This is a genomic window from Streptomyces sp. MCA2 (assembly GCF_023544705.1).
In the GTDB taxonomy this organism is placed as follows: domain Bacteria; phylum Actinomycetota; class Actinomycetes; order Streptomycetales; family Streptomycetaceae; genus Streptomyces; species Streptomyces decoyicus.
In genome coordinates this window covers 142,522-165,026 of the sequence record NZ_JAMJFM010000006.1, presented here as the reverse complement: position 1 = coordinate 165,026, position 22,505 = coordinate 142,522, and the positions used below count along the sequence as shown (strand labels likewise).

General features: G+C 72.5%; 23 protein-coding genes. 8 read left to right on the top strand and 15 right to left on the bottom strand.

Features of this window, described 5'->3' with window-relative positions; all coding sequences use genetic code 11:
* Positions 1-89: 89 nt before the first annotated feature.
* From M8I34_RS07205 to infC, 5 genes are all read right to left on the bottom strand, one after another.
* Positions 90-1,250 (bottom strand): PAS domain-containing sensor histidine kinase, encoded by a 1,161-nt coding sequence (locus M8I34_RS07205; protein ID WP_250048435.1) that lies wholly within the window; start codon positions 1,248-1,250, stop codon positions 90-92.
* Positions 1,251-1,333: 83 nt separating this feature from the next.
* Complete coding sequence (locus M8I34_RS07200) at positions 1,334-2,188, bottom strand: RNA methyltransferase (RefSeq protein WP_250048434.1); 855 nt, start codon at positions 2,186-2,188, stop codon at positions 1,334-1,336.
* Positions 2,189-2,321: 133 nt separating this feature from the next.
* Entirely contained in the window at positions 2,322-2,705 is a 384-nt protein-coding gene (rplT, locus tag M8I34_RS07195) for a 50S ribosomal protein L20 (protein WP_006607577.1), read from the bottom strand.
* A 105-nt stretch (positions 2,706-2,810) separates the two neighbouring features.
* The gene (rpmI, locus tag M8I34_RS07190) at positions 2,811-3,005 is read right to left on the bottom strand and encodes a 50S ribosomal protein L35 (protein WP_006607578.1); all 195 of its coding nucleotides are present in this window, start codon (positions 3,003-3,005) and stop codon (positions 2,811-2,813) included.
* Positions 3,006-3,132: 127 nt separating this feature from the next.
* Entirely contained in the window at positions 3,133-3,843 is a 711-nt protein-coding gene (gene infC, locus M8I34_RS07185) for a translation initiation factor IF-3 (protein ID WP_244415879.1), read from the bottom strand.
* 334 nt (positions 3,844-4,177) lie between these two features.
* On the opposite strand from infC, the gene M8I34_RS07180 reads away from it, so the two are divergent.
* On the top strand, positions 4,178-4,558 hold the full coding sequence (locus M8I34_RS07180) for a DUF1844 domain-containing protein (protein WP_030083147.1): 381 nt from the start codon (positions 4,178-4,180) through the stop codon (positions 4,556-4,558).
* A gap of 107 nt (positions 4,559-4,665) precedes the next feature.
* Here the strand turns inward: M8I34_RS07180 and M8I34_RS07175 are convergent, their stop codons facing one another.
* The 4 genes from M8I34_RS07175 to M8I34_RS07160 all read right to left on the bottom strand — a co-directional run bounded on the left by M8I34_RS07175 (position 4,666) and on the right by M8I34_RS07160 (position 8,840).
* A complete protein-coding gene (locus tag M8I34_RS07175; protein ID WP_244415878.1) occupies positions 4,666-5,418 on the bottom strand; it encodes an MIP family channel protein in 753 nt (250 codons plus the stop codon).
* 115 nt (positions 5,419-5,533) lie between these two features.
* Positions 5,534-6,265: an SseB family protein gene (locus M8I34_RS07170; RefSeq protein WP_250048433.1), complete on the bottom strand. Its 732-nt coding sequence runs from the start codon at positions 6,263-6,265 to the stop codon at positions 5,534-5,536.
* Between the two features lie 77 nt (positions 6,266-6,342).
* Positions 6,343-7,509, bottom strand: a complete 1,167-nt coding sequence (gene mycP / locus M8I34_RS07165) for a type VII secretion-associated serine protease mycosin (RefSeq protein WP_250048432.1) — start codon at positions 7,507-7,509, stop codon at positions 6,343-6,345.
* On the bottom strand, positions 7,506-8,840 hold the full coding sequence (locus M8I34_RS07160) for a hypothetical protein (RefSeq protein ID WP_250048431.1): 1,335 nt from the start codon (positions 8,838-8,840) through the stop codon (positions 7,506-7,508). Before M8I34_RS07160 ends, mycP begins: the two co-directional genes overlap by 4 nt.
* Positions 8,841-9,043: 203 nt before the next feature.
* Between M8I34_RS07160 and M8I34_RS07155 the strand changes: the two genes are divergently transcribed.
* Entirely contained in the window at positions 9,044-10,264 is a 1,221-nt protein-coding gene (locus M8I34_RS07155; protein WP_250048430.1) for an amino acid deaminase/aldolase, read from the top strand.
* 106 nt (positions 10,265-10,370) lie between these two features.
* Here M8I34_RS07155 and M8I34_RS07150 read toward each other — a convergent pair whose 3' ends face one another.
* The 4 genes from M8I34_RS07150 to M8I34_RS07135 all read right to left on the bottom strand — a co-directional run bounded on the left by M8I34_RS07150 (position 10,371) and on the right by M8I34_RS07135 (position 15,327).
* Positions 10,371-11,663 carry a haloacid dehalogenase-like hydrolase gene (locus tag M8I34_RS07150; RefSeq protein ID WP_250048429.1) on the bottom strand — a complete coding sequence of 431 codons (1,293 nt, stop codon included), beginning with the start codon at positions 11,661-11,663 and terminating at the stop codon, positions 10,371-10,373.
* Between the two features lie 123 nt (positions 11,664-11,786).
* Positions 11,787-12,572, bottom strand: a complete 786-nt coding sequence (locus tag M8I34_RS07145) for a 3-oxoacyl-ACP reductase (RefSeq protein ID WP_250048428.1) — start codon at positions 12,570-12,572, stop codon at positions 11,787-11,789.
* Positions 12,569-13,948, bottom strand: a complete 1,380-nt coding sequence (locus tag M8I34_RS07140) for an aldehyde dehydrogenase (RefSeq protein ID WP_250048427.1) — start codon at positions 13,946-13,948, stop codon at positions 12,569-12,571. The genes M8I34_RS07145 and M8I34_RS07140 overlap by 4 nt, the downstream gene beginning before the upstream one ends.
* Positions 13,949-13,959: 11 nt before the next feature.
* Positions 13,960-15,327, bottom strand: a complete 1,368-nt coding sequence (locus tag M8I34_RS07135) for a glutamine synthetase family protein (RefSeq protein ID WP_250048426.1) — start codon at positions 15,325-15,327, stop codon at positions 13,960-13,962.
* A 73-nt stretch (positions 15,328-15,400) separates the two neighbouring features.
* Between M8I34_RS07135 and M8I34_RS07130 the strand changes: the two genes are divergently transcribed.
* The 3 genes from M8I34_RS07130 to M8I34_RS07120 all read left to right on the top strand — a co-directional run bounded on the left by M8I34_RS07130 (position 15,401) and on the right by M8I34_RS07120 (position 18,557).
* A complete protein-coding gene (locus M8I34_RS07130; protein WP_244415870.1) occupies positions 15,401-16,132 on the top strand; it encodes a FadR/GntR family transcriptional regulator in 732 nt (243 codons plus the stop codon).
* A 132-nt stretch (positions 16,133-16,264) separates the two neighbouring features.
* On the top strand, positions 16,265-17,734 hold the full coding sequence (gene eat, locus M8I34_RS07125) for an ethanolamine permease (protein WP_250048425.1): 1,470 nt from the start codon (positions 16,265-16,267) through the stop codon (positions 17,732-17,734).
* A 124-nt stretch (positions 17,735-17,858) separates the two neighbouring features.
* The gene (locus M8I34_RS07120) at positions 17,859-18,557 is read left to right on the top strand and encodes a gamma-glutamyl-gamma-aminobutyrate hydrolase family protein (protein ID WP_250048424.1); all 699 of its coding nucleotides are present in this window, start codon (positions 17,859-17,861) and stop codon (positions 18,555-18,557) included.
* Between the two features lie 40 nt (positions 18,558-18,597).
* Here M8I34_RS07120 and M8I34_RS07115 read toward each other — a convergent pair whose 3' ends face one another.
* Complete coding sequence (locus M8I34_RS07115) at positions 18,598-19,530, bottom strand: LysR family transcriptional regulator (protein ID WP_030987077.1); 933 nt, start codon at positions 19,528-19,530, stop codon at positions 18,598-18,600.
* An 86-nt stretch (positions 19,531-19,616) separates the two neighbouring features.
* Here M8I34_RS07115 and M8I34_RS07110 point away from each other — a divergent pair, with 86 nt between their 5' ends.
* Complete coding sequence (locus M8I34_RS07110) at positions 19,617-20,777, top strand: TDT family transporter (protein WP_250048423.1); 1,161 nt, start codon at positions 19,617-19,619, stop codon at positions 20,775-20,777.
* An 18-nt stretch (positions 20,778-20,795) separates the two neighbouring features.
* Here M8I34_RS07110 and M8I34_RS07105 read toward each other — a convergent pair whose 3' ends face one another.
* Positions 20,796-21,533: a helical backbone metal receptor gene (locus tag M8I34_RS07105; RefSeq protein ID WP_250048422.1), complete on the bottom strand. Its 738-nt coding sequence runs from the start codon at positions 21,531-21,533 to the stop codon at positions 20,796-20,798.
* Between the two features lie 136 nt (positions 21,534-21,669).
* Between M8I34_RS07105 and M8I34_RS07100 the strand changes: the two genes are divergently transcribed.
* Together M8I34_RS07100 and M8I34_RS07095 are read left to right on the top strand one after the other, a co-directional pair.
* The gene (locus M8I34_RS07100) at positions 21,670-22,050 is read left to right on the top strand and encodes a hypothetical protein (RefSeq protein ID WP_250048421.1); all 381 of its coding nucleotides are present in this window, start codon (positions 21,670-21,672) and stop codon (positions 22,048-22,050) included.
* Positions 22,047-22,409: a hypothetical protein gene (locus M8I34_RS07095; protein ID WP_250048419.1), complete on the top strand. Its 363-nt coding sequence runs from the start codon at positions 22,047-22,049 to the stop codon at positions 22,407-22,409. The genes M8I34_RS07100 and M8I34_RS07095 overlap by 4 nt, the downstream gene beginning before the upstream one ends.
* Positions 22,410-22,505 lie beyond the last annotated feature (96 nt).

Below are 22,505 nucleotides of genomic sequence, written 5' to 3'. Positions count from 1 at the left end.
CTGTGCGCCAAAGGTGCCAAAGGTCAAGTCTAAGGGGGACGGGCCGCGCGGCCGGTCCGCGCCCCCGCGGGGCGCCCGCCGCTGCTCGCTCAGGCCATGAAGGCCGGGGCCGCGACGGGCAGGCTAAATCGGAACTGTGCGCCGCCGGCCGGCGCCCGGCCGACCGTGATCGTCCCGCCGTGGGCCTCGACGATGCCCTTGACGATGTAGAGGCCCAGGCCCGTGCCGCCGCGCTTGCTGCCCCGCCAGAAGCGGGTGAACACGCGGCTCATCGATTCCTCCGGGATGCCGGGGCCCTCGTCGCTCACGGTGACGCTCGTCCCCTCCGTGCTGGTCGCATCCGATACCGGTCCGACCTCGATGGTGACGGTTCCCTCGCCGTGGCGCACCGCATTTTCCAGCAGGTTGCCCAGCACCTGGTCGACCTTGTCCGGGTCCGCCCACAGATCGGGCAGCGGTTCCAGCATCCGGATCAGGAAGCGGTCCGGGCGCTGGCCGGCGGTGGTCTGCGCCTGGACGTGCCGGCGGACCGCGGCGCTCATGTCGACCCGCTGCCGGCGCACCTCCAGACGGCCGGAGTCGATCCGGGAGATGTCCAGCAGCTCGGCGATCAGCCGGGTGACGCGGTTGGCGTCGGCGTCCACCGTCTCCAGCATCAGCCGCTTCTGGTCGTCGGTGAAGCGTTCCCACTTCTGGAGGAGGGTGGCGGTGAAGCCCTTGACGGAGGTCAGCGGCGAGCGCAGCTCATGGGCGACGGTCGCGATCAGCTCGGCGTGGCTGAGCTCCGTGCGGCGCCGGGCCTCGGTGCCGCGCAGCGCGATCACCAGCCGCTGGACGGGACCCGTCGGCCGGCTGCGGACATAGCGGGCGGAGACCAGCACCTCACGACCGCCGAGCAGCAGATTGCGCTCGGGCTGGCCGCGGCGGATGGCGAGACCGCCGTAGGGGTCGGTGAGCCGCCACCAGCGGCGGCCCTCGATGTCCTGGAGCGGCAGGGCGTGTTCGAGGGAGCGGCCGAGCGCGTGCTCGGGGGTGATGTCGGTGATCCTGGCCGCCGCGGCGTTGAAGCAGATCACCCGGCCGGTCTCGTCGGCGACGACCAGCCCGTCGGGCAGGTCGTCGGGATCCAGTCCGAGACCGGTCCCCAGGATGTCCGGTGCCGCGGCAGTCGTGGGCGACGGCCCGCGTGCCGGTCCGCCGGACGGGCTGCTGTCAGCGGTGGCTGCGGTGCCGGAAGTCCTCACACTCATCCCCGTTACCCCCTTCCGGGCCCCCGAGCACGCAAGCCTACTAGCTCGGATCGGAAGTGCCGCGGAGTTCCCCGGTACGCCCCTCAGGCGGGTGACACCGCGCGGCATCCGCCGGGGCTGCGCTGGGCGCGGGCGGAGGCGTAGAGGCAGACCGCGGCGGCCGTCGCGAGGTTGAGGCTCTCGGCCCTGCCGTGGATGGGGACCCGTACGACCGCGTCCGCCAGCTCCCGGGTCTCCTCCGGCAGGCCCCAGGCCTCGTTGCCGAAGACCCAGGCGGTGGGCCCGCCCATGGAGCCGGTGTCCAGCTCGGCGTCCAGGTCACGGTCGCCCGCACCGTCGGCGGCGAGGATCCGTACGCCGGCGGCCTGGAGCCCGCCGACCACCCGCTCGACCGGTACGCCCACCGCGACCGGGAGGTGGAAGAGCGAACCGACCGAGGCCCGTACGGACTTGGGGTTGTAGAGGTCCACGGAGGCGTCGGTCAGCACGACGGCGTCCGCGCCCGCGGCGTCCGCGCAGCGCAGCACCGTGCCGGCGTTGCCGGGGTCACGGACGTTGGCGAGCACCGCGACCAGCTGCGGGCGGGCGGCGAGGATCTCCTCGAACGGCGAGTCGAGGAACTCGCAGACGCCGAGGAGGCCCTGTGGGGTGACCGTCTGGGAGATGTCGGCGATGGTCCGGTCGTCGGCGAGGTGCACCCGCACCCCGGCCGCGCGGGCCGCCGCGACGATCTCGGTGTGCCGCTCGGCGGCCTCGACGGTGGCGAACAGCTCGATGAGCGTGGGAGCGCTGCCCGTGCGGTGCGCGATGGCCTCCCGTACGGCCTGCGGGCCCTCGGCGATGAACCGGCGCTCCTTGCCGCGGAAGGCGCGGCGGGCCAGCCGCCGGGCGGCGGTGACGCGCGGGGAACGCGGGGAGATCAGCTCGGGGGTGCCCATGGGCGGCGGCTCGCTTCTTTGGTTCGGTGCGTGGGGGCCGGTCCGTCCGAAGAGACCTGGCCCGGTCCGGAAAAGCAGCGGACCCGCAGGCCGGGGCCTGCGGGTCTGCATCACCACGTCGTCAGGCTGAGGTTCAGGCAGCCTTCGGGGCGTTGACGTCGCTCGGAAGCGCCTTCTGGGCAACCTCGACGAGCGCGGCGAACGCGTTGGCGTCCGTCACCGCGAGGTCGGCCAGGATCTTGCGGTCCACCTCGATGTTGGCGGCCTTCAGACCCTGGATGAAGCGGTTGTACGTCATGCCGTTGGCGCGGGCAGCGGCGTTGATGCGCTGGATCCACAGCTGACGGAAGTCGCCCTTGCGCTTCTTGCGGTCGTTGTAGTTGTAGACGAGGGAGTGGGTGACCTGCTCCTTCGCCTTGCGGTACAGGCGGGAGCGCTGGCCACGGTAGCCGCTGGCCTGCTCGAGGATCGCCCGGCGCTTCTTGTGGGCGTTGACTGCCCGCTTGACGCGTGCCACTTGTTAACTCCTTGTAGCGGGGCCGTGGTTGTCGTCACACGGCCCGAATCGATTGAGTCCCGGTCCGAGTCGCGCGCCCCCTCCAGATCAGTGGGGCGCGGCGGCTCACTTGCCGAGAAGCTTCTTGATCTTCGCGGCGTCGCCCGGGGCCATCTCGGCGTTGCCGGTGAGGCGACGCGTCACGCGGGACGACTTGTGCTCGAGCAGGTGGCGCTTGCCGGCGCGCTCGCGGAGCACCTTGCCGGAGCCGGTGATCTTGAAGCGCTTGCTGGCACCGCTGTGCGTCTTGTTCTTCGGCATGCGCCGTTCTCTCCTCGTCAGTGGCGCTCCCGCAGGCAGGAATCCGGCAAGCGGGAGCGTCAGATGTATCGGTTAGGTGTCCGCGGCGCGGTGCCCCGGACGGACTCCGGGGCGCACGCCTCGGGGATCACGCCTGGGCGTGCTCCTCGGTGGGCTCCTCGGCGGGCTCCTCCACGGACTCGTCCGCGGGAACTCCACCCTGGCGCTCCGCCTTGCGGGCGGCCTGCGCCTCGCGGGCTTCGGCCATCGCCTCGGTCTTCTTCTTGTGCGGACCGAGGACCATGATCATGTTTCGGCCGTCCTGCTTCGGATTCGACTCGATGAAGCCGAGGTCCTCCACGTCGGACGCGAGCCGCTGGAGCAGCCGGAAGCCCAGCTCGGGGCGGGACTGCTCGCGACCACGGAACATGATCGTGATCTTGACCTTGTCACCCTGCTTGAGGAACCGGACGACGTGACCCTTTTTGGTGTCGTAGTCGTGCGGGTCGATCTTCGGCCGGAGCTTCATCTCCTTGATGACCGTGTGCGCCTGGTTCTTGCGCGCCTCACGGGCCTTCATGGCCGACTCGTACTTGAACTTCCCGTAGTCCATGAGCTTGCAGACGGGCGGGCGAGCGTTCGCCGCCACCTCGACCAGGTCGAGGTCGTACTCCTGAGCAAGCTCAAGGGCCTTGGCAAGCGGAACAATCCCGACCTGCTCGCCGCTGGGACCGACAAGTCGCACTTCGGGAACGCGAATCCGGTCGTTGATGCGGGGCTCGGCGCTGATGGATCCTCCTCGGTAGCACCACGCGACGGCCTGGCGGACTGCCGCGTAACGTCTTTTCGGTGTGACCAACCGCGCAGGTACATGAAAAATGCCCCGGACGGGACACAGGCGGGGCTCCACATAGATCTGGAGCACCGACGCGAAGTCTCCGCGGGGCGCAGCCGGACCGTTGACCCGCCAACCCTGAGGTCGGTCGGGTGGGAGATCGGAGCCTCCACTTGTGGGCCGGTCACATGCGTGTCCGGCCGGTCGGAGTACCAGAATACACGAGTCAAGGGGTGGCACCCACTCGTGTGCGGACGCGGCCGCGTCCCGGCGTCCAGGATGACACTCCCGGACGCGGGGTCCGGGCGGGGTGCCCATAGGCTGGAGCCGTCCCCTCAGCAGGAAGAAGCCCGAAGACATGAGCGACCAGACACCGCAGCAGCCCGACGCGCCGAACGCGGCGAACCCTGACTTCGACGCCATGACCCGCGACATCGCCGAGGTGCCGGCGGTCGAGGTGATCACCACGGTCGCGGTGCATCTGATGAGTTCGGCGGCGGTCAACCTCGGGCTCGCCGAGGAGGGCGCGGCGCACAAGGACCTCGACGAGGCGCGCAAGCTCATCCAGGCGCTGGCCGGGCTGGTCACCGCCAGCGCCACCGAGATCGGCTCGTACCACGCGGCCCCGCTGCGGGACGGTCTGAAGTCGCTCCAGCTGGCGTTCCGCGAGGCCTCGGTCGTGCCGGACGAGCCGGGTCAGGGCCCCGGGGAGAAGTACACCGGCCCCGTCTACGGCTGACGCCGGACCCGGGCACTGCCGTCCGGAGACGCACACGACGAGCCCCGGCCCGGGAACGGCCGGGGCTCATCGTGTGTCCGGTGCGCCTGGGGTGCGCGTCGGCCGTTTCACTCCGCGGGTTCGTGCGGCACCGCGTCGTCGGCGACGAGGACCGGCTCGTGCGGCGGGTGGGTGATCGGGTGCACCACCGCGGCGATGGCGGCGCCGATCAGCGGCGCGATGATGAACAGCCACAGCTGGGTGATGGCCGCGCCGCCCGCGAACAGCGCCGGGCCGATGGAGCGTGCCGGGTTCACCGAGGTGCCGTCCAGCGGGATGCCGATGAGGTGGACGGTGGCCAGGGCCAGGCCGATCGCCAGGCCGTTGAAGCCGATCACGGCGACCTTGTGGGTGACCGACAGCCACACGTAGACCAGCAGGAAGGTCATCACCATCTCGGCGACGAAGGCACCGCCGAGGTTGAGGTGCACGGCCGAGCGGTCGCCCCAGCCGTTCGTACCGAAGGACGCATGGGTCTGGAGCCCCGGGATCTGCCGGGCCACCAGGAAGAGCAGGGCGGAGCCGACGATCGCGCCGACCACCTGGGCGATCCAGTACTCGGCGGCCGTCCGCAGCCCGATCCGGCGGGCCAGGAGCATGCCCAGCGTCACGGCGGGGTTGAGGTGGCAGCCCGAGATCGGGCCGAGGGCGTAGGCAAGCGCCACCATGGTGAAGCCGAAGGCCAGGGCGATGCCGAAGGTGCCGATGTACTCGCCCGCCAGCACTGCCGAGCCGACGGCGAAGAACACCAGGAGCAGCGTGCCGAGGAACTCGGATACGACCGCGCGGGTCAGTACCGTCGAGATCTCCTTTTTCTCCATGGGGGCTCTCCTCGCGTGGATCTTGAGCTCTCCTCGCATTGTGCGGCCCTGGAGACGAACCCGCCCGTCGGCGGCCGGGGGCCCGGCCGTCGCACCCGGGCCCCGGCGGTGGCGCTCAGCGCCGGTAGAGCGCTTCTCCGGCCGTCGTGGCGCCGGGCGGCAGAAGGGCCAGGTCCAGGCCGCGTACGAGCCGGGCGCGCAGGACCTCGTCGGCGGCCAGCGCCCCGGCCAGCCGCTGGGCGACCTCGGCGGCACGGGCCTCGGGGGCGAGGCGGAGGGCGAGGGTGGCGTCGGTTTCGCCGGACGGCGCGAGACGGGCGAGGAGCACCCCGGGCTCGGCGTCGAGCAGGGCGCGCAGGGCGTCGGTGACGGCCGGGTCGGCGAGCGGGTCGGCGCTCGTGCGGCCCTCGGCCAGCGCGCGCAGGGCGGGGCCGGTGAGCTGGTAGGTGACCGGGCCCGCCAGATCGACGACGACCGTGTCGGCCTTCTCGTGGGACGCGGCGAGCAGGGCCTGCTGGAGCGGGACCGCGACGGGGCGGGCGTCGGCGCGCCAGCGCTGGAGGGTCTCCATGGACGTGAAGGCCGGCAGGGCGCGACGGCCGTCCGGGGCCTGGAGGGTGGGTACGGCCATGTCGCTGGTCTTTTCGCGGCGCAGTCCGTCGGGGCCGGTCTCGACCTCGCCGAGGACGGCCACCACGGGCACCAGGACGCGCGCGCCGGCCAGCGCCGACAGGAGCTGGGGCTCGGCGGTCCGGTCGGCTCCGTACGCCGTCAGGGCCGCCGCGAGCGCGGGGTCGGCGGAGCCGTCGTCGTCGGAGAAACCGGGGTCCGGGATGTTCTTCTGCACGAGGTGAGCGTATCGGCCGGGGGCGGTCCCTTTGCCGTCCGGGCCGGTGGGGCGCCCGGCCGGTGGGCGGCTGCCGGTCAGTGGCGGGCGGGGCGGCCGCGCCAGAGGACGACGGCGGCCGCGACGAGGGCCAGGCCGGCGGCGCCGGCGGTCCAGGGCAGCCAGTTGACGGGGGTGTCGTCGGCGTCGGCGGTGGGGCCGGGGCCGAAGTAGCGGGTGGTGTAGCCGGCGGGGGCAGGCTTCTGCGGGGTGGGCTTGAGGTCCGCCGCGGCCTTGAGGGCGGCGGCGGGGTCGATCAGGCCGGCGCCGTAGTCGTCGTCGCGGCCGCCGTCGGGACTGTCCTGGGCGGTGGAGGTGAGCAGCCGGCGGATCTGGGCCGGGCTCAGGTCGGGGTGTGCGGAGCGGATCAGGGCGACGGCGCCGGAGACGAAGGCTGCGGCGGGGCTGGTGCCCCAGCCCGAGAGGTAGCCGTCGTCGGTGTCGGCCATGACGATGTCGAAGCCGGGGGCGCTGACCGTGGCGTACCAGTGGCGGGTGGAAAAGCGGGCGCGGCCGCCCAGATGGGTGACGGCGGTGGCCGCGATGACGCCCGGGTAGGCGGCCGGGTAGGAGACGTGGTTGCCCTTCTCGCCGCCGTTGCCTGCGGAGGCGACGACGGGGATGCCCTTGCCGAGGGCGTACTGGATGGCGGCGTCCTCGCGCGGCTCGGGGTGCGCGGATTCGCTGTCGTCGCCCAGCGACATGTTGATCACGTCGGCGCCGTGGTCGGCGGCCCAGCGGATGCCGTCGGCGAGTGCGCCCGCCTTCTCGGAGCGGGCCCGCTCGCGCTGGGGGTCGCTGTCTTCGAGGATCACCCGGACCGGGAGGATCCTGGCGGCCGGGGCGAGCCCGAGCACACCGTCCTCGCGGCCGTCACCATGGCCGTGACCTGCGATGATGCTGGCCATTCCGGTGCCGTGCCGGGCCCATGCGGCGTCTCCGGACCCGGCGCCGAAGCCGACCAGGTCCTGCTCGGGCAGCACTTGGCCGGCGAGGTCGGGGTGGTTGGCGTCCACACCGGTGTCCAGGACGGCGACGGTGATGCCCTCGCCCTTGGTGGTGCGCCAGGCCTGCTGGGCGTGGACGGCCTGGAGGGCCCACTCCTGGGCGCGGAGGGCGTCGGCCTGTGCGGGTACGGCGGGCAGTACGGCGAGAGCCGCGGAGGCCAGTGCGAGCGCGGTGCCGCGCAGCACGGTCTTCGTCATGACGAGGTCTCCGTTGTCTGCGTGGGGCTGCCGGCCGCCTTGCGGAGATCCGCCTCGATACGGTCCGCCAGGTCCTTCGCGTCGTGTCCCAGGCCGGATTCGGCGGGGGCGGTGGTGGCGCCGGGCCGGGTCGCGGCCTCGGCGGGCTGCGGATCGGTGAACGTGCGGCCGTCGGCGAAGCCGGAGACGGCGAAGACGACGGCCGGGAGGTCGGTGAGCACCCGGACGGTCCAGCTGGCCCGCTGGGCGCGCCCGAAGTCCGCCGCCAAGGTGCCCTTGGCGGCGTACGGCAGCGGCATCAGGTCGGTGCGGATGCCCAGATTCTTGGTGCTGAAGCGGGTGTTGAGGGCCATCATCCCGGCCTGGTCGGCCTTGGTGATCTGCGCACCGACCGTGATGAAGCCGCTGCGGGTGGCGTCGACGTAGGTGGCGCGCAGCAGCCGGACGCAGCCGGCCGGGGCGAGTGCGGCGGCGAGCTTCGGGTCGAAGGCGCCCTTGCAGGCACTGTCGGGGGCGACCGCGATCCGGGTCCAGGTCCGGTCGGCGCCGCCGGGGCCGACGCCCAGGCCGTTGACGGTACGCGGGAAGAGGGTGTCGACCGGGGTGTTGCGCCAGACGTCATGGCCCTTGGCGAACGCGGCCGCGGCGTCGGGTGGGGCGCCGGCGGCCTTCTCGGTGAGCCAACCCCCGGCCGCGGCACCGCCGATGAGGCCGATGCCGAGGACCAGGCAGGCCGCGGCGGCGAGCACCCGGGCGCCGGGGCGGCGGGACGGGGCGGCCGGTACGCCGGTGGCGGGACCGACTCCCTGGGGAGGAAGGGGGGTTCGGGGCCAGGGCACCTGTGACGGGCGCTCGGCCGCGGGCCCCGGCGGCCGGCCGCCGGGCGCGGCCGGTGAGGCGGCGGAGGCGGGCTCACGGGTGCCCTGCCCGGCGCCGCGTTCACCGGGGCCGCTCCACAGGTCCTGGCTGTTGGCCAGATGGAAGGCGGCGGTGTCGCGGAAGGCGGCGGGGCGGGCGGCGGGCGGCGGGGTGCCGGGCGCGGCCGGCCCGGTGGGGGCCGGGGAGCCGGGCGCGCGGTCCGGGCGGGGCGGCTGCCGGTCACCGGCGGGGGGCTGCTGCACACGGGGCGGGGCGGCGGGACGCGGCGGGACCGGGGGCGCGGTGGGGCCGGACGGGGCGGCCGGTGCGGACGAGGGCGCGGGCGGCACCCGGCGCAGCACGGCCGTCTGCGGATCCTCGGCCGGCGCCGGCGCCGCGGCGGGCCGCCGGGGTGGCTGCGGGGGTATGGGTGGGATGTGTCGCGCATCGGCGAATTCAGCGTCGGTGCTCACCCGCGCTCCCCCTTGCGCCGCTGGCCTCCGGGCCCGATCCGCAATCGGGGCACGGTGGTTCGTATCCGGACAACACGCCGCTGACCTGCTGGTTGCGGTGTCGAGCCACTGTAAGGGCTGGTGCCGTCGGTGCTCCAACCCTTGTCCGCTCTGTCGCAATCTCTCCCCTACCCAGGGGTAGAGAGGTCTGGCAGGCTGCGGCCATGTCCCCGCACACAGTCCATACGTATGGCGACAAAGCCTCCTACGACCGGGCCACCGCACACCTCGACGCGCCGCTGGCCGCCGTCGACCTGCGGGCTTTCGACGCCAACGCCGCCGATCTGGTGCGCCGCGCGAAGGGGAAGCCGGTCCGGGTGGCGAGCAAGTCGGTGCGCTGCCGGGCGCTGCTGGAGCGGGTGCTGGCGCGGGACGGCTTCACGGGGATCATGAGCTTCACGCTCGCCGAGTCGCTGTGGCTGGCACGCTCGGGCTTCACGGACGTCCTGCTGGCCTATCCCTCGGTGGACCGGGCGGGTTTCGCCGAACTGACCGCCGACCCGAAGCTCGCGGCCGCGGTGACGGTGATGGCCGACGATCCGGCGCAGCTGGACCTGATCGACGCGGCCCGGCCGAGCGGCGGGGCGGGCGAGGAGGTGCGGGTGTGCCTCGAACTGGACACCTCCTACCGGCTGGTGGGCGGCAAGGTGCGGGTCGGTGCCCGCCGTTCACCGCTGCGCACGCCCGACCGACTGGCCGCGCTGGCCCGGTCGGTGGTGCGCCGCCCCGGTTTCCGGCTGGTGGGGCTGATGGCGTACGAGGGGCATGTGGCCGGTGTGGGCGACGAGGTCGCCGGCAAGCCGGTGTTCTCGCGGGCGATCCGGGTGATGCAGGCGGCGGCGCGCAAGGAGCTGGCGCAGCGGCGCTGGGAGGCCGTACGGGCGGTGCGGGCGGTGGCGCCGCGGCTGGAGTTCGTCAACGGCGGCGGGACCGGCAGCGTGCAGCACACCGCGGCGGAGGCGGCGGTCACCGAGATCGCGGCCGGGTCGGGGCTGTACGTGCCGCGGCTGTTCGACAACTTCCGTTCGTTCAGCGGGCGTCCGGCGGCGCTGTTCGCCCAGCCCGTGGTGCGCCGTCCGGGCCCTGGAGTGGTGACGGTGCTGGGCGGCGGCTATCCGGCCTCGGGGGTGGCGGGTCCGGACCGGCTGCCGGTGCCGTATCTGCCGGCCGGGCTGCGCTACGACCCGCAGGAGGGCCCCGGCGAGGTCCAGACACCGCTGCTGGGCCCGGCCGCGGACGCGCTGCGGATCGGCGACAAGGTGTGGTTCCGGCATGCGAAGGCCGGTGAGCTGTGTGAGCGGTTCACGGAGCTGCAACTGATCGACGGGGACCGGGTGGTGGGGACGGTGCCGACGTACCGGGGCGAGGGCCACGCGTTCCTCTGAGCGTGCGTCCGCCCCGTGAACGGCCGGGCCTGTCTTCTGCCGAGGGCCTGTCCTCGCCCCCGGCCGGGTGCGAGGACAGGCCCGTACGGCGGGCGGCCGGTCGCCGTCAGCCGTGGATGCGGTCCTGCTGGTCGGGCACGATGCTCCCGTCGGCACGGCGGACCGGGCCGAGGCTGCCGTCGGGGCGGGTGTAGCCCTCGGTGGCGCAGGGGTAGGCGCCGGACTTGCGGGGCAGCGGGTCGATGAACATCGGGTTGACCACCCAGCGGCCGTCCGCGTCGTCCAGGCCGCGGCACATCAGCTCGTTCTTGTTGCGGTTGATGGCCAGATGCGCGCCGGTGGCGTCGTTCACGAACGTCACATCGGTGTCGGCGTCACCGCCGCCGAGGGCGATGCGGTGGGCCGGGTCCTGCTTGCGCCAGGCCGCGGCGCCCTTGACCTTGAAGATCTCCTGGTTGATCCAGCAGCGCTTGCCGTCGATGTACGGGATGGCCTCGCCGTGGCCGTCCTTGACGTCGCCGCAGCCGCGGATGCCGGTGGTGAACCGGCCGCCGTCGACCATGCTGCGCACGCCGATGGTGTGCGCGGCGTCCACACCGACACCGGAGGACCAGGCCTCGGCCACGGTCTCGGCGGAGGCGGAGACGATGTAGACGTCGAAGCCGGCCCGCTTCAGCGTGCGGATCAGGTCCTTCTGCTGGTCGTAGTAGCGGACGTAGCCGGCGAGCTTGTGGGTGCCGACGGTCTGCTCGGTGCCGACGGGCGCGGCGAGGTTCTCGGCACGGGCCTTCTTGGCGTACGAGGTGAGCGTGGCGGGCCGCAGACCGGCGAACAGCTGGGGCACCCAGGCGTATTCGGGCACCGTACGGCGGTGGTTCCAGTCGCCGGCGAAGGCCTCTGCCCCGCTCATGGTCCTGGCCTCACCGCGGATCTCCATGATCTCGTCGGCGCAGGCGGTCTTCTCGGCGGTGGGCAGCGGGCGGCCGGCCGGGACGTCGGTGCCACAGGCCTTGGTCAGCGCACGGTCGGCGGCCTCGGTCAGCCAGGGGCTGGTGTCCCGCCAGTCGGCGGGCCGCAGGATCTTGTCGTGCCGGAGCGACCAGGCCAGGGTGGCGTCGGAGATGTCGTTCTTGACGACGGTGTTGTCCCAGTCGAAGGCGGCGACGGGGCGCGGGCCGTGGTGTCCCGAGCAGCTGCCGCGCTCGTCGATCATCTTCTGGAGCTTGGCGCGGTTGTGGCCGTACCACTTGATGCTCGTGGAGAGTTGGGGACAGGTGGCGCGTGCCGGGGCCTTTGCGGGCGCGGCGGTGGCGGGCGCGGTGGCCGTGAGCGCCGAGAGGGTGGCGGCCCCTGCCAGTCCCAGGGCGAGGGCGTACCTCTTGGAGCCTGTAGTACCCAATGTGTCCTCCGTGGTGAGGGGCGGGGAGCACGCCGGGACCGGCACACGGTGGTGCCGGTCCCGGTGTGGATGTCGGACTTTACCTTCGGGTCCCGCCGGTTCCGCGGCGGCGGGACGGACGCCTCAGACGGGGGTGACGTAGGCGCCCGCGATACCGCCGTCGACCAGGAACTCGGCGGCATTGACGAACGAGGAGTCGTCGCTGGCGAGGAAGGCGACGGCGGAGGCGATCTCCTCGGGCTCGGCGAACCGGCCGACCGGGACGTGCACCAGGCGGCGCGCGGCGCGCTCCGGGTCCTTGGCGAACAGCTCCTGGAGCAGCGGGGTGTTGACCGGCCCGGGGCACAGGGCGTTGACCCGGATGCCCTCGCGGGCGAACTGGACGCCCAGTTCGCGGGACATGGACAGCACGCCGCCCTTGGAGGCGGTGTAGCTGATCTGCGAGGTGGCGGCGCCCATCACGGCCACGAAGGACGCGGTGTTGATGATGGAGCCGCGGCCCTGGTCGCGCATGTAGGGCAGGGCGTGCTTGCAGCAGAGGTAGACCGAGGTGAGGTTGACCTCCTGGACGCGCTTCCAGGCGTCCAGTCCGGTGGTGAGGATCGAGTCGTCGTCGTCCGGGGAGATCCCGGCGTTGTTGAAGGCGATGTCGACCGAGCCGTAGGTGTCGAAGGCGGTCTTGTAGAGCGCCTCGACCTGGTCGGAGTCGGTCACGTCGACCTGGACGAAGAGGCCGCCGACCTCGGCGGCCGCGGCCTTGCCCGCCGTCTCGTCGATGTCGGCGCAGACGACGTGGGCGCCCTCGGAGGCCAGTCGGCGGGCGGTGGCCAGCCCGATGCCGCTGCCGGCACCGGTGATCACGGCGGTACGGCCGACGAGGCGGCGGCACACTGCGGTCTGGTCGGTCACTGGGTCTCCTCTGTGCTGATGAAGATGTTCTTGGTCTCGGTGAAGGCGGACAGTGCGTCGGGGCCCAGTTCACGGCCGAGGCCGGACTGCTTGAAGCCGCCGAAGGGGGTCCAATAGCGCACCGCGCTGTGGGAGTTGACGGAGAGGTTGCCGGCCGCGACGCCGCGCGAGACCCGCAGGGCACGGCCGACGTCACGGGTCCACAGCGACCCGGCCAGGCCGTAGTCGCCGGCGTTGGCGAGCCGGACCGCGTCGGCCTCGTCCTCGAAGGGCAGGACGACGGCGACCGGGCCGAAGATCTCCTCGACGGCCGTACGGTCGTCGGGGCGGCCCTCCAGGACGGTGGCCGGGTACCAGAAGCCCTTGCCGGCGGGGGCCTCGCCGCGGATGGCGGCCGGGGCGTCCTCGCGGACGTAGGACCGTACCCGCTCGCGCTGGGCGGCGGAGATCAGCGGACCCATCTGGGTGGCGGGATCGGCCGGGTCGCCGACGGTGAACGCCTTGACGGCAGGCTCCAGCAGCTCCATGAAGCGGTCGTAGACGGAGCGCTGGACGAGGATGCGGCTGCGGGCGCAGCAGTCCTGGCCGGTGTTGTCGAGGAAGGAGCCGGGGGCGGCGGCCGCGGCGGCTTCGAGGTCGGCGTCGGCGAAGACGATATTGGGGCTCTTGCCGCCGAGTTCGAGGGTGAGCCGCTTGGTCTGCGCCGCGCAGCGGGCGGCGATCTGCCGGCCGGTGGCGGTCGAGCCGGTGAAGACGACCTTGGCGACGCCGGGGTGGTCGACCAGCGCGGTGCCGGTGACCGCTCCCTCGCCGGGCAGGACCTGGAAGAGGCCCTCGGGGAGCCCGGCCTCCAGCGCCAGCCCGGCGAGCCTGAGCGCGGTGAGCGGGGTGGTCTCGGCGGGCTTGAGGAGCACCGCGTTGCCGGCCGCGAGCGCGGGGGCGGTGCCCCAGGCGGCGATCGGCATCGGGAAGTTCCAGGGGGCGATGACGGCGACGACGCCGAGCGGCTCCTGGACGGTGATGTTCAGGCCGCCGGAGACGGGGATCTGGGTGCCGTTCAGGCGCTCCACTCCCCCGGCCGCGTAGTGCAGCAGATCGCGGACGTTGCCCGCTTCCCACCGGGCGTTGCCCAGCGGGTGGCCGGCTTCCTTCAGTTCGAGTTCGGCGAGCGGTGCGATGTGGGCGTCGACGACCTCGGCGAACCGGCGCAGGATGCGGGCCCGGTCGCCGGGTGCCACGGCCGCCCAGGCTTCCTGGGCGGCGGCGGCCCGCCGGACCGCGGCATCGACCTCTTGGGGGGAGGTGGTGGGGACGGTGGCCACCACCTCCTCGGTCGCCGGGTTGAGGATGTGCAGCTCGTGCAGACCAGTGGACACGGTCAGGTTCCTTACATGCGCTCGAAGGAGCGGAAGCGCTCCCAGTCCGTGACGGCGGCGTCGTAGGCGTCCTGCTCGACGCGCGCCATGTGGCGGTAGTGGTCGACGACCTCGTCGCCGAACGCCGCCCGGGCGATCGGGCTCTTCTCCCACAGCTCGGCGGCCTCGCGCAGCGTCGTGGGGACGTGCGCGGCGTCGCCGTTGTAGGCGTTGCCGGTGGTCGCCTCGGGGAGTTCCAGCTCGTGCTCGATGCCGTACAGGCCCGCCGCGACCATGCCGGCGACCGCGAGGTAGGGGTTCACATCGCCGCCGGGCAGGCGGTTCTCCAGGCGGTGGGCGCGGCCGTGGCCGATCACCCGCAGGGCGCAGGTGCGGTTGTCGGGGCCCCAGGCGGCGGCGGTGGGCGCGAAGGAGCCGGGGCGGAAGCGCTTGTAGGAGTTGATGTTGGGCGCGTAGAGGAGCGTGAAGTCACGCATCGCGGCGACCTGGCCCGCCAGGAAGTGCTGCATGGTCTTCGACATGCCGTACGGGCCGCTGTCGTCGGCCAGCACCGGCCGGCCCTCCGCGTCCTGGAGCGAGAGGTGGATATGACAGGAGTTGCCCTCGCGCTCGTCGTACTTCGCCATGAAGGTGAGCGACATGCCCTCCTGGGCGGCGATCTCCTTGGCACCCGTCTTGTAGATGGAGTGCTGGTCGCAGGTGGTGAGCGCCTCGTCGTAGACGAACACGATCTCGTGCTGGCCGAGGTTGCACTCGCCCTTGGCGGACTCGACGGTCATGCCGGCCGCGCCCATCTCGTTGCGGATCCGGCGCAGCACGGGTTCGACCCGGCCGGTGCCGAGGACCGAGTAGTCGGCGTTGTACTGGTTGGCGGGGTTCATCTGGCGGTAGCCGCGCGACCAGGCGTCTTCGTAGGTGTCCTTGAAGAGCATGAACTCCAGCTCGGTGCCGGCGTGGGCGCTCCAGCCGCGCTCGGCGAGCCGGTCGAGCTGGCGGCGCAGGATCTGCCGCGGGGAGGCGACGACCGGCGAGCCGTCGTGCCAGGCGAGGTCGGCGGTGATCAGCGCGGTGCCGGGGTTCCAGGGGGTGCGGCGCAGGGTGCCGGGGTCGCCGTGCATGGCGAAGTCGCCGTAGCCGCGTTCCCAGGAGGACATCGCGTAGCCCTCGACGGTGTTGAGGTCGACATCGACGGCGAGGAGGTAGTTGCAGCCCTCCGTACCGTGTTCGAGGACGGTGTCGAGGAAGTATCGGGCCGCGAACCGCTTGCCCTGGAGCCTGCCTTGCATATCGGTGAAGGCGAGGACGACAGTGTCGATCTCCCCGGCGTCGACGAGGACTCTGAGCTCCTCGACGGAGAGTGGGGGCGTGCGGTCTGCCACGGTGTTGCCTCCTGTCACTGCATCCGGAGGTCATAAGGTAGGCACACGAACCATTGATTGGGAAGGGGTATCGATGGACGGTGCGGTCGATCGGCTGGCACCCGTGCTGCGGCCGGTGCGGGCGGGCAACGGTTTCGAGGAAGCGCTGGAGCAGATACTCCAGATCGTCCGGCTCGGTCTGGTTCCCCAGGGCGAACGGCTGCCCGCCGAGCGGGAATTGGCCGAACGGCTCCAGATCAGCCGGGTCACCCTGCGCGAGGTGCTCAAGGTGCTCCAGGACGAGGGCCTGGTGGAGAGCCGGCGCGGGCGCTACGGCGGCACGTTCGTACGGGTGCGCACGGAGAACCCGGGCGAGGCCGAGCTGCGGCGCCGGATCGGGAAGATCGACGTCGAGGACACCCTGCGTTTCCGGGAGGTGCTGGAGGTGGGCGCGGCCGGGCTGTGCGCGGCCCACGGGCTGTCCGACGCGCAGAGCGACCGGCTGCGGGCGGCGCTCGCGGCCACCCAGGAGGCGCCGCTCGCGGACTACCGCCGGCGCGACACCCTGCTGCATCTGACCCTCGCGGAGCTGTCCGGCTCGCCGTCGCTGGCGGCGCAGTACGCGGGAGTACGGGCGGGCGTGAACGATCTCCTGGACTGCATTCCGCTCCTGGTCCGGAATCTGGAGCATTCGCAGACCCAGCACACCGCACTGGTGGAGGCGGTGCTGGAGGGCGATGCGGACGGGGCCCGCGAGGTGATGCGCGAGCACTGCTGCGGGACGGCGGCGCTGCTGCGCGGCTTCCTGACGGCTCCGTCACCCTGAGCGCCCGCCCGGGGACCCTGCGGGTGCGTTCACCATTCTTTTACGTCCAGGTCTTGCGCTGAGCCGACCCGCCAGCAAAGGTATGCCGCTAAACCTTTGCTCGTTATCCCCTCGGCGAGGCAGGAGCGGCTCATGGCCGACAACACGGATTCGCAGACCGCACCGCCCATCGGGCCGGCGGGCGGCACATCGTCCGACGAGACCTATCTGGAGCGGCGGACACTGCGCCGCGGCAGTGCGGGACCCCTGCTGCTGACCGGCCTGGGCGTCGCCTATGTCGTCTCCGGCGACTTCTCGGGCTGGAACAACGGTCTGGCGCAGGGCGGCTTCGGCGGCCTGGCGATCGCCGCCGTCCTGATGGGCCTGATGTACACCTGTCTGGTCTTCGCGCTGGCGGAGCTGGCCTCGATCCTGCCGACCGCCGGCGGCGGCTACGGCTTCGCCCGGCGGGCCCTGGGCACCTGGGGCGGCTTTCTGACCGGCACCGCGATCCTGATCGAATATGTGCTGGCGCCCGCCGCGATCTCCATCTTCATCGGTGACTACGTCGAATCGCTCGGCCTGTTCGGCCTGCACTCCAGCTGGCCGGTCTATCTCGCCTGCTTCGTGATCTTCATCGGGATCCATCTGTGGGGCGTGGGCGAGGCGCTGCGCTTCAGCCTGATCGTCACCGCCATAGCCGTCGCCGCCGTCGTCGTCTTCGCGATCGCCGCGCTGACCGACTTCCATGTCGACACGCTCAACGACATCCCCGTCAAGGCAGGCGCCTTCGGGGCCAACTCCTGGCTGCCGTTCGGCATTCTGGGCATCTGGGCGTCCTTCCCGTTCGGCATGTGGTTCTTCCTCGGCGTCGAGGGCGTACCGCTGGCGGCCGAGGAGACCAAGGACCCGGCCCGCTCCCTGCCCAAGGCGATGGCCGCCGCGATGGGCATCCTGCTGGTGCTGGCGCTGATCACCTTTGTCGCCGCGACCGGGGCGCGCGGCTCGGCGGCGATCCAGTCGGTGGGCGATCCGCTGGTCCAGGCGCTCCAGCCGCACGGCAAGCCGACCACCGTCAGCCGGATCGTCAACTACGCCGGTCTCGCGGGCCTGGTGGCGTCCTTCTTCTCCCTGATCTTCGCCGGTTCGCGCCAGCTGTTCGCGCTCTCCCGGGCCGGCTATCTGCCCCGCTTCCTCTCCCTGACCAGCCGCCGCAAGGCGCCCTACCTGGGGCTGCTGGTGCCCGGCGCGCTGGGCTTCGCGCTCGCCGCGGCCACCGGCGACGGTGCCCGGATGCTCAATGTCGCGGTCTTCGGCGCCACCATCTCCTACGCGCTGATGGCGCTCTCGCACATCGTGCTGCGCCGCCGTGAGCCCGGCCTGCCCCGCCCCTACCGCACCCCCGGCGGCCTGCTGACCTCGTCCGTTGCGTTCGTCCTGGCCTGCTCGGCGCTGGTGGCGACGTTCCTGGTCGACAAGGAGGCCGCCTTCATCGCCCTCGGTGTCTACGCCGTGGCACTCGCCTACTTCGCCTTCTACTCCCGCCACCGGCTGGTGGCCGCGGCGCCCGAGGAGGAGTTCGCGGCGCTGGCGGCGGCGGAGGCCGAACTCGAACGCACCTGACCGGTACGCCGGTACACCGATACGCCGATACGCCAGAGCACAGCAACGGTCGGCCGGGACCTCCCGGCCGGCCCCGCCCGTCCCCGCACCCACCGCCCGCACCACCCACGGAGGACCACACCCCATGTCCCAGCCCCTCATCGGCATCAGCACGTACCAGGAAGAGGCCCGGTGGGGGGTATGGGCCCTGCCCGCCGCGCTGGTGCCCGCCGGATACCCGAAGCTGGTGCAGCGCTCGGGCGGGCTGGCCGCGCTGCTGCCGCCGGGCGACCCGGCCACGGCCGCCGCGACCGTCGCCCGTCTGGACGGGCTGGTGATCGCCGGCGGCGCGGACGTGGAGCCGGCCCGCTACGGCGCGGAGCCGCACCCCCGGACCGGCCCGCCGGCCCTGGACCGGGACGCCTGGGAACTGGCCCTGATCGAGGCCGCGTTGACGGGCGGCGTCCCGCTGCTGGGCATCTGCCGCGGGCTCCAGCTGCTGAACGTGGTGCTGGGCGGCACCCTCGTCCAGCACCTCGACGGGCATGCCGGAGCCCCCGGAGTCTTCGACCGGCACGACATCAAGCCGGTCCCCGGGACGCTGCTGGGCCGTACGCTGCCCGAGCCGGTCTCCGTGCCGACGTACCACCACCAGGCCGTCGACCGGCTCGGCCGCGGGCTGCTGGCCTCCGCCTATGCGGAGGACGGCACCATCGAGGCGCTGGAACTCCCGGGCGCGTACGGCTTCACCCTGGCGGTGCAGTGGCACCCGGAGGCCGGGGACGACACCCGGGTGATGGAGGCCCTGGTGGCGGCCGCGCGCGGGACGTCCGCCGGGGAGTGACCGGGACGGGTCTGTCCCGCAGGAGGCCCCGGCGGCCCGCTCAGGGCGCCCCGCGCGTCAGCCCCAGCAGCTGCCGGGCCGGGCCCGCGGGCCGCTGACCGGCGGGCCACACGGCCCGCAGATCGCGGCCGAGCCGCAGCTCGCGCACCGGAATCTCGACCAGCCGGCGAGCGGTCAGCTCCTCACCGACGGCGAGTTCACTGAGCACGGACGGCGCCGCCTCGCTCACCACGGCCGCCTTCACGGCGGTGGTCGAGGCGAGTTCGAGGAGCGGTTCGGCCAGCCCGCCGTGCCGGGCGAGCGCCGCGTCCAGCACCTGACGGGTCCCCGAGCCCCGCTCGCGCAGGATCAGCGGGGTGGCGGCGAGTTCGGCGGCGGTCAGCTCCGTACGACGCCGGGCCCAGGGGTGGGACGGAGCCGCGACCACCACCAGCCGGTCATGCCCGATGACCGTCCCGTCCAGCCCCGCCGGCACCTCCAGCCCCTCCACAAACCCGAGGTCCGCCGCGCCCCCCAGCAACCGCTCGGCGACCACGCTGGAGTTGCCTGCGAGCAACGACACCGCGGTCCCCGGCCGCTGCGCGCGCAGCGCGATCAGCCACCCCGGCAGCAGATACTCGGCGATCGTCATGCTGGCCGCGACCCGCAGCCGCGAATCGCGCTGCCCCCGCAACGCCTGCGCACCCGCGTCGAAGGCCTCGGCCGCCTCCACCACCCGCCGCGCCCAGTCCGTCACCAGGGCGCCGGCGTCCGTCAACCGGGAGCCGCGCGGCGAGCGTTCGACCAGCGCCACCCCCAACTGCCGCTCCATCGACCGGATACGGCTGCTGGCGGCGGGCTGGCTGATGCCCCGCGCACGGGCGGCCCGCCCCAGGCTGCCGAGCCGGGCGACGGCGAGCAGCAGCTCCAGCGCACCGAGATCCGGGACCCGGTGCGACAGCGGCACGGCGGCGGGCCCTTCCTCATCACTCATAAGTCCCCCTGCACATAACCCCAGCTTATGCCCTCATAGACACGAGGTCCCTGGTGGCGGGCGTCCTGGGCGACGACGCTGTTCCCATGGCAACTCTCGCGCACGCACCTTCCCGCACCGGCACCGCCGCGGGCCCCGGCACCGGCGCCGGCCCCGGCACACCCGCCACCGCAGCCTCGGTCCGCCATCTCGGACCGAACTGGTACGCCGCCGTCATGGGCACCGCGATCGTCGCCAACGCCGGTGCGGTCCTGCCGCTCACCGCTCCGGGCCTGCGCACTGCCTACCAGGTCGTCTGGGCGCTGTCGGCGCTGATGCTGCTGACGCTGCTGGCCGCCAGAACCGTGCACTGGGTCCGCCACGGCGACCAGGCGCGCCGCCATCTGCTCGATCCGTCCGTCGCCCCGTTCTACGGGTGTCTGGCGATGGCGCTGCTGGCGGTGGGCGGCGGCACGCTCGCCGTGGGCCGGGACGTCATCGGTGAGCCGGCCGCGCTGGCCGCCGACGCGGTCCTGTGGACCCTGGGCACCCTCGTCGGCCTCACGGCGGCCGCGGCGATTCCGTATCTGATGGTGACCCGGCACCGCATCGAGGCCGGCAGCGCCTCTCCCGTCTGGCTCCTGCCGCTGGTCGCCCCCATGGTCTCGGCGGCGCTGGGCCCGGCCCTGGTGCCGCATCTGCCGGCCGGCCAGTGGCAGGCGGCCCTGCTGTTCACCTGCTACGCCCTGTTCGGCATGTCCCTGCTGGCCACCCTGCTCGTCCTGCCGCTCGTGCTGTCCCGGCTGATCCACCACGGCCCGCTCCCCCTCGCGCTCACCCCCACGCTGTTCCTCGTCCTGGGCCCGCTGGGGCAGTCCACCACCGCACTGGCCAACCTCGCCCATGTGGCACCGGGTGTCGTGGACGCCTCCTCCGCACACGCCATGGGGGCCTTCGCGGTGCTGTACGGCGTCCCGGTGACGGGCTTCGCGCTCCTCTGGCTGGCGATCGCGACCGCGATGGTGGTGCGCGCCTTCCGCAACGGCATGGGCTTCGCGATGACCTGGTGGGGCTTCACCTTCCCCCTCGGCACCTGCGTCACGGGCGCGGCGGGCCTGGCCCTGCGCACCGGCCTCGGCGCCTTCGACTGGCTCGCGGTGGGCCTGTTCGCGCTCCTCGTGACCGCCGTCGCGGTGGCCGGCACCCGCACGGCCGCCGGCCTGGTCCGCGGCCGTCTCCTGGCCCCGCCCCGGCCGGTCACGGCGTAGCCCTCGTACGCCGCCCGCTCACCGCGCCCCGGCCAGGGCCTGTGCCAGTACGGCCGGGGCGCGCACCAGCGAGGGCCCGTACCAGGTCAGATACCGGCCGCTGACCAGCGCGGCGGGCAGGCCGGGGAACGCCTCGGGACCGTCCTCGGCGCTGAAGCGATAGGGCTCGTCGGGCAGCACCACGAGGTCGGCGGCACCGGCGCGGAGGGCGTCGAGCGGGATACGGGGGTAGCGCTCCGCATGGTCCGCGTAGCGGTTGCGGACGCCCAGGCGGGCCAGGAGATCACCGGCGAAGGTGTCCCGGCCCAGCACCATCCACGGCCGGCGCCAGACCGGCACCACCGCCGTCCGCTCGGCAGGACCGGCCGGCAGGTCCCGCCAGGCGGCCTCGGCGGCGTCCAGCCATTCGGGCCGGGCCAGCCCGCAGCCGTGCACGAGGACCCGCTCCAGCTCCCGGAACGCCTGCGGCAGGGTCCGTACTTCGGTGACCAGCACCTCGATCCCGGCGGCCCGCAACGCGGCGAGATCGGGCTCCCGGTTCTCCTCCTCGTTGGCGATCACGAGGTCGGGGGCGAGGGCGGCGATCCGCTCCGTGTCCGGGTTCTTGGTACCGCCGATGCGCACGACATCGAGTCCGGCCGGCTCGCTGCACCAGTCGGTGGCCCCCACCAGCAGACCGGGCGCGGTGCAGGCGACCGCCTCCGTCAGCGAGGGGACGAGTGAGACCACGCGGCGCGGCGGAGTGCGGATCGTCATGGCGCCAGGGTACGCAATTCACCGCCCGCGACGGGCGGTTGTGCACCATCGGACAATAGCGGGGACAGCCCTTTCATCCCTAGGATCGACGCGAGTTGATCAAGCATCACCAAGGGAGAACTGAGGGATTTTCTGCATGCACAGCCACCGCCGAAAGGGCACTCTCCTCAGCGTGCTGGTCACGGGTCTCGCACTCGTTTCGCCGTTGGCGCTCAGCGCGCCGGCGCAGGCCGCCCCGGTCAAGGGATTTCATTCCAAGTCGGACGGCACGGGATGCCCGGGCGCCTATGACACGGCGTTCATCTACGTCAAGGGCGCCGCGAAGTTCCGGGTCAGCTGGCGGGTTCCGAGCGGAAAAGTGCACACCCAGGAGTACTGGAACGACCCCGCCGGCATCTCGTCCAAGGCCATTCCGACCTGGCGGCACCAGGTCTACTGGAAAGTGACCTCGGTCTGGGGCACGAAGAAGAACCTGGTCAAGGTGTACGGATTCTGTAGCGTGAAGGGAAACCGGTGACGCCCCGCATGAAGAAGAAGATCACTGCGGTGCTGGCCGCCGCCGGTGCCACGCTGCTCCTCGCCCCGGGTGCCGCGCACGCCACCGAGAAGGAAGGCGGCTACAAGCGCTGCGGCAAGGGCCAGGAAGTCATCATCGTCTCCAAGGCCGTCGGCCACATCGTGCACAAGTTCAAGAAGCCGGGTAAGGGACACCACGTCTGGACCCAGGATTTCGGCCACAAGAACTATCTGCTCACGGAACGGCCCACCCCGACCGGACTGCGTTCGGTGAAATACCGGATCTATGCGCTGGACGTGCCGGGAAAGTTCGACGGAGCCAAAGTCGAGACCTCCAAGCTCCTGTGCCGCAAGTTCTGAGGCATATTCCGCCGCACCGCCGATCCACCCGTCTCGCATTCCGCCTCGCAACCCGTACCGCGGACCGGAAACAGCCGAGCCCCGCCACCGAAAAGT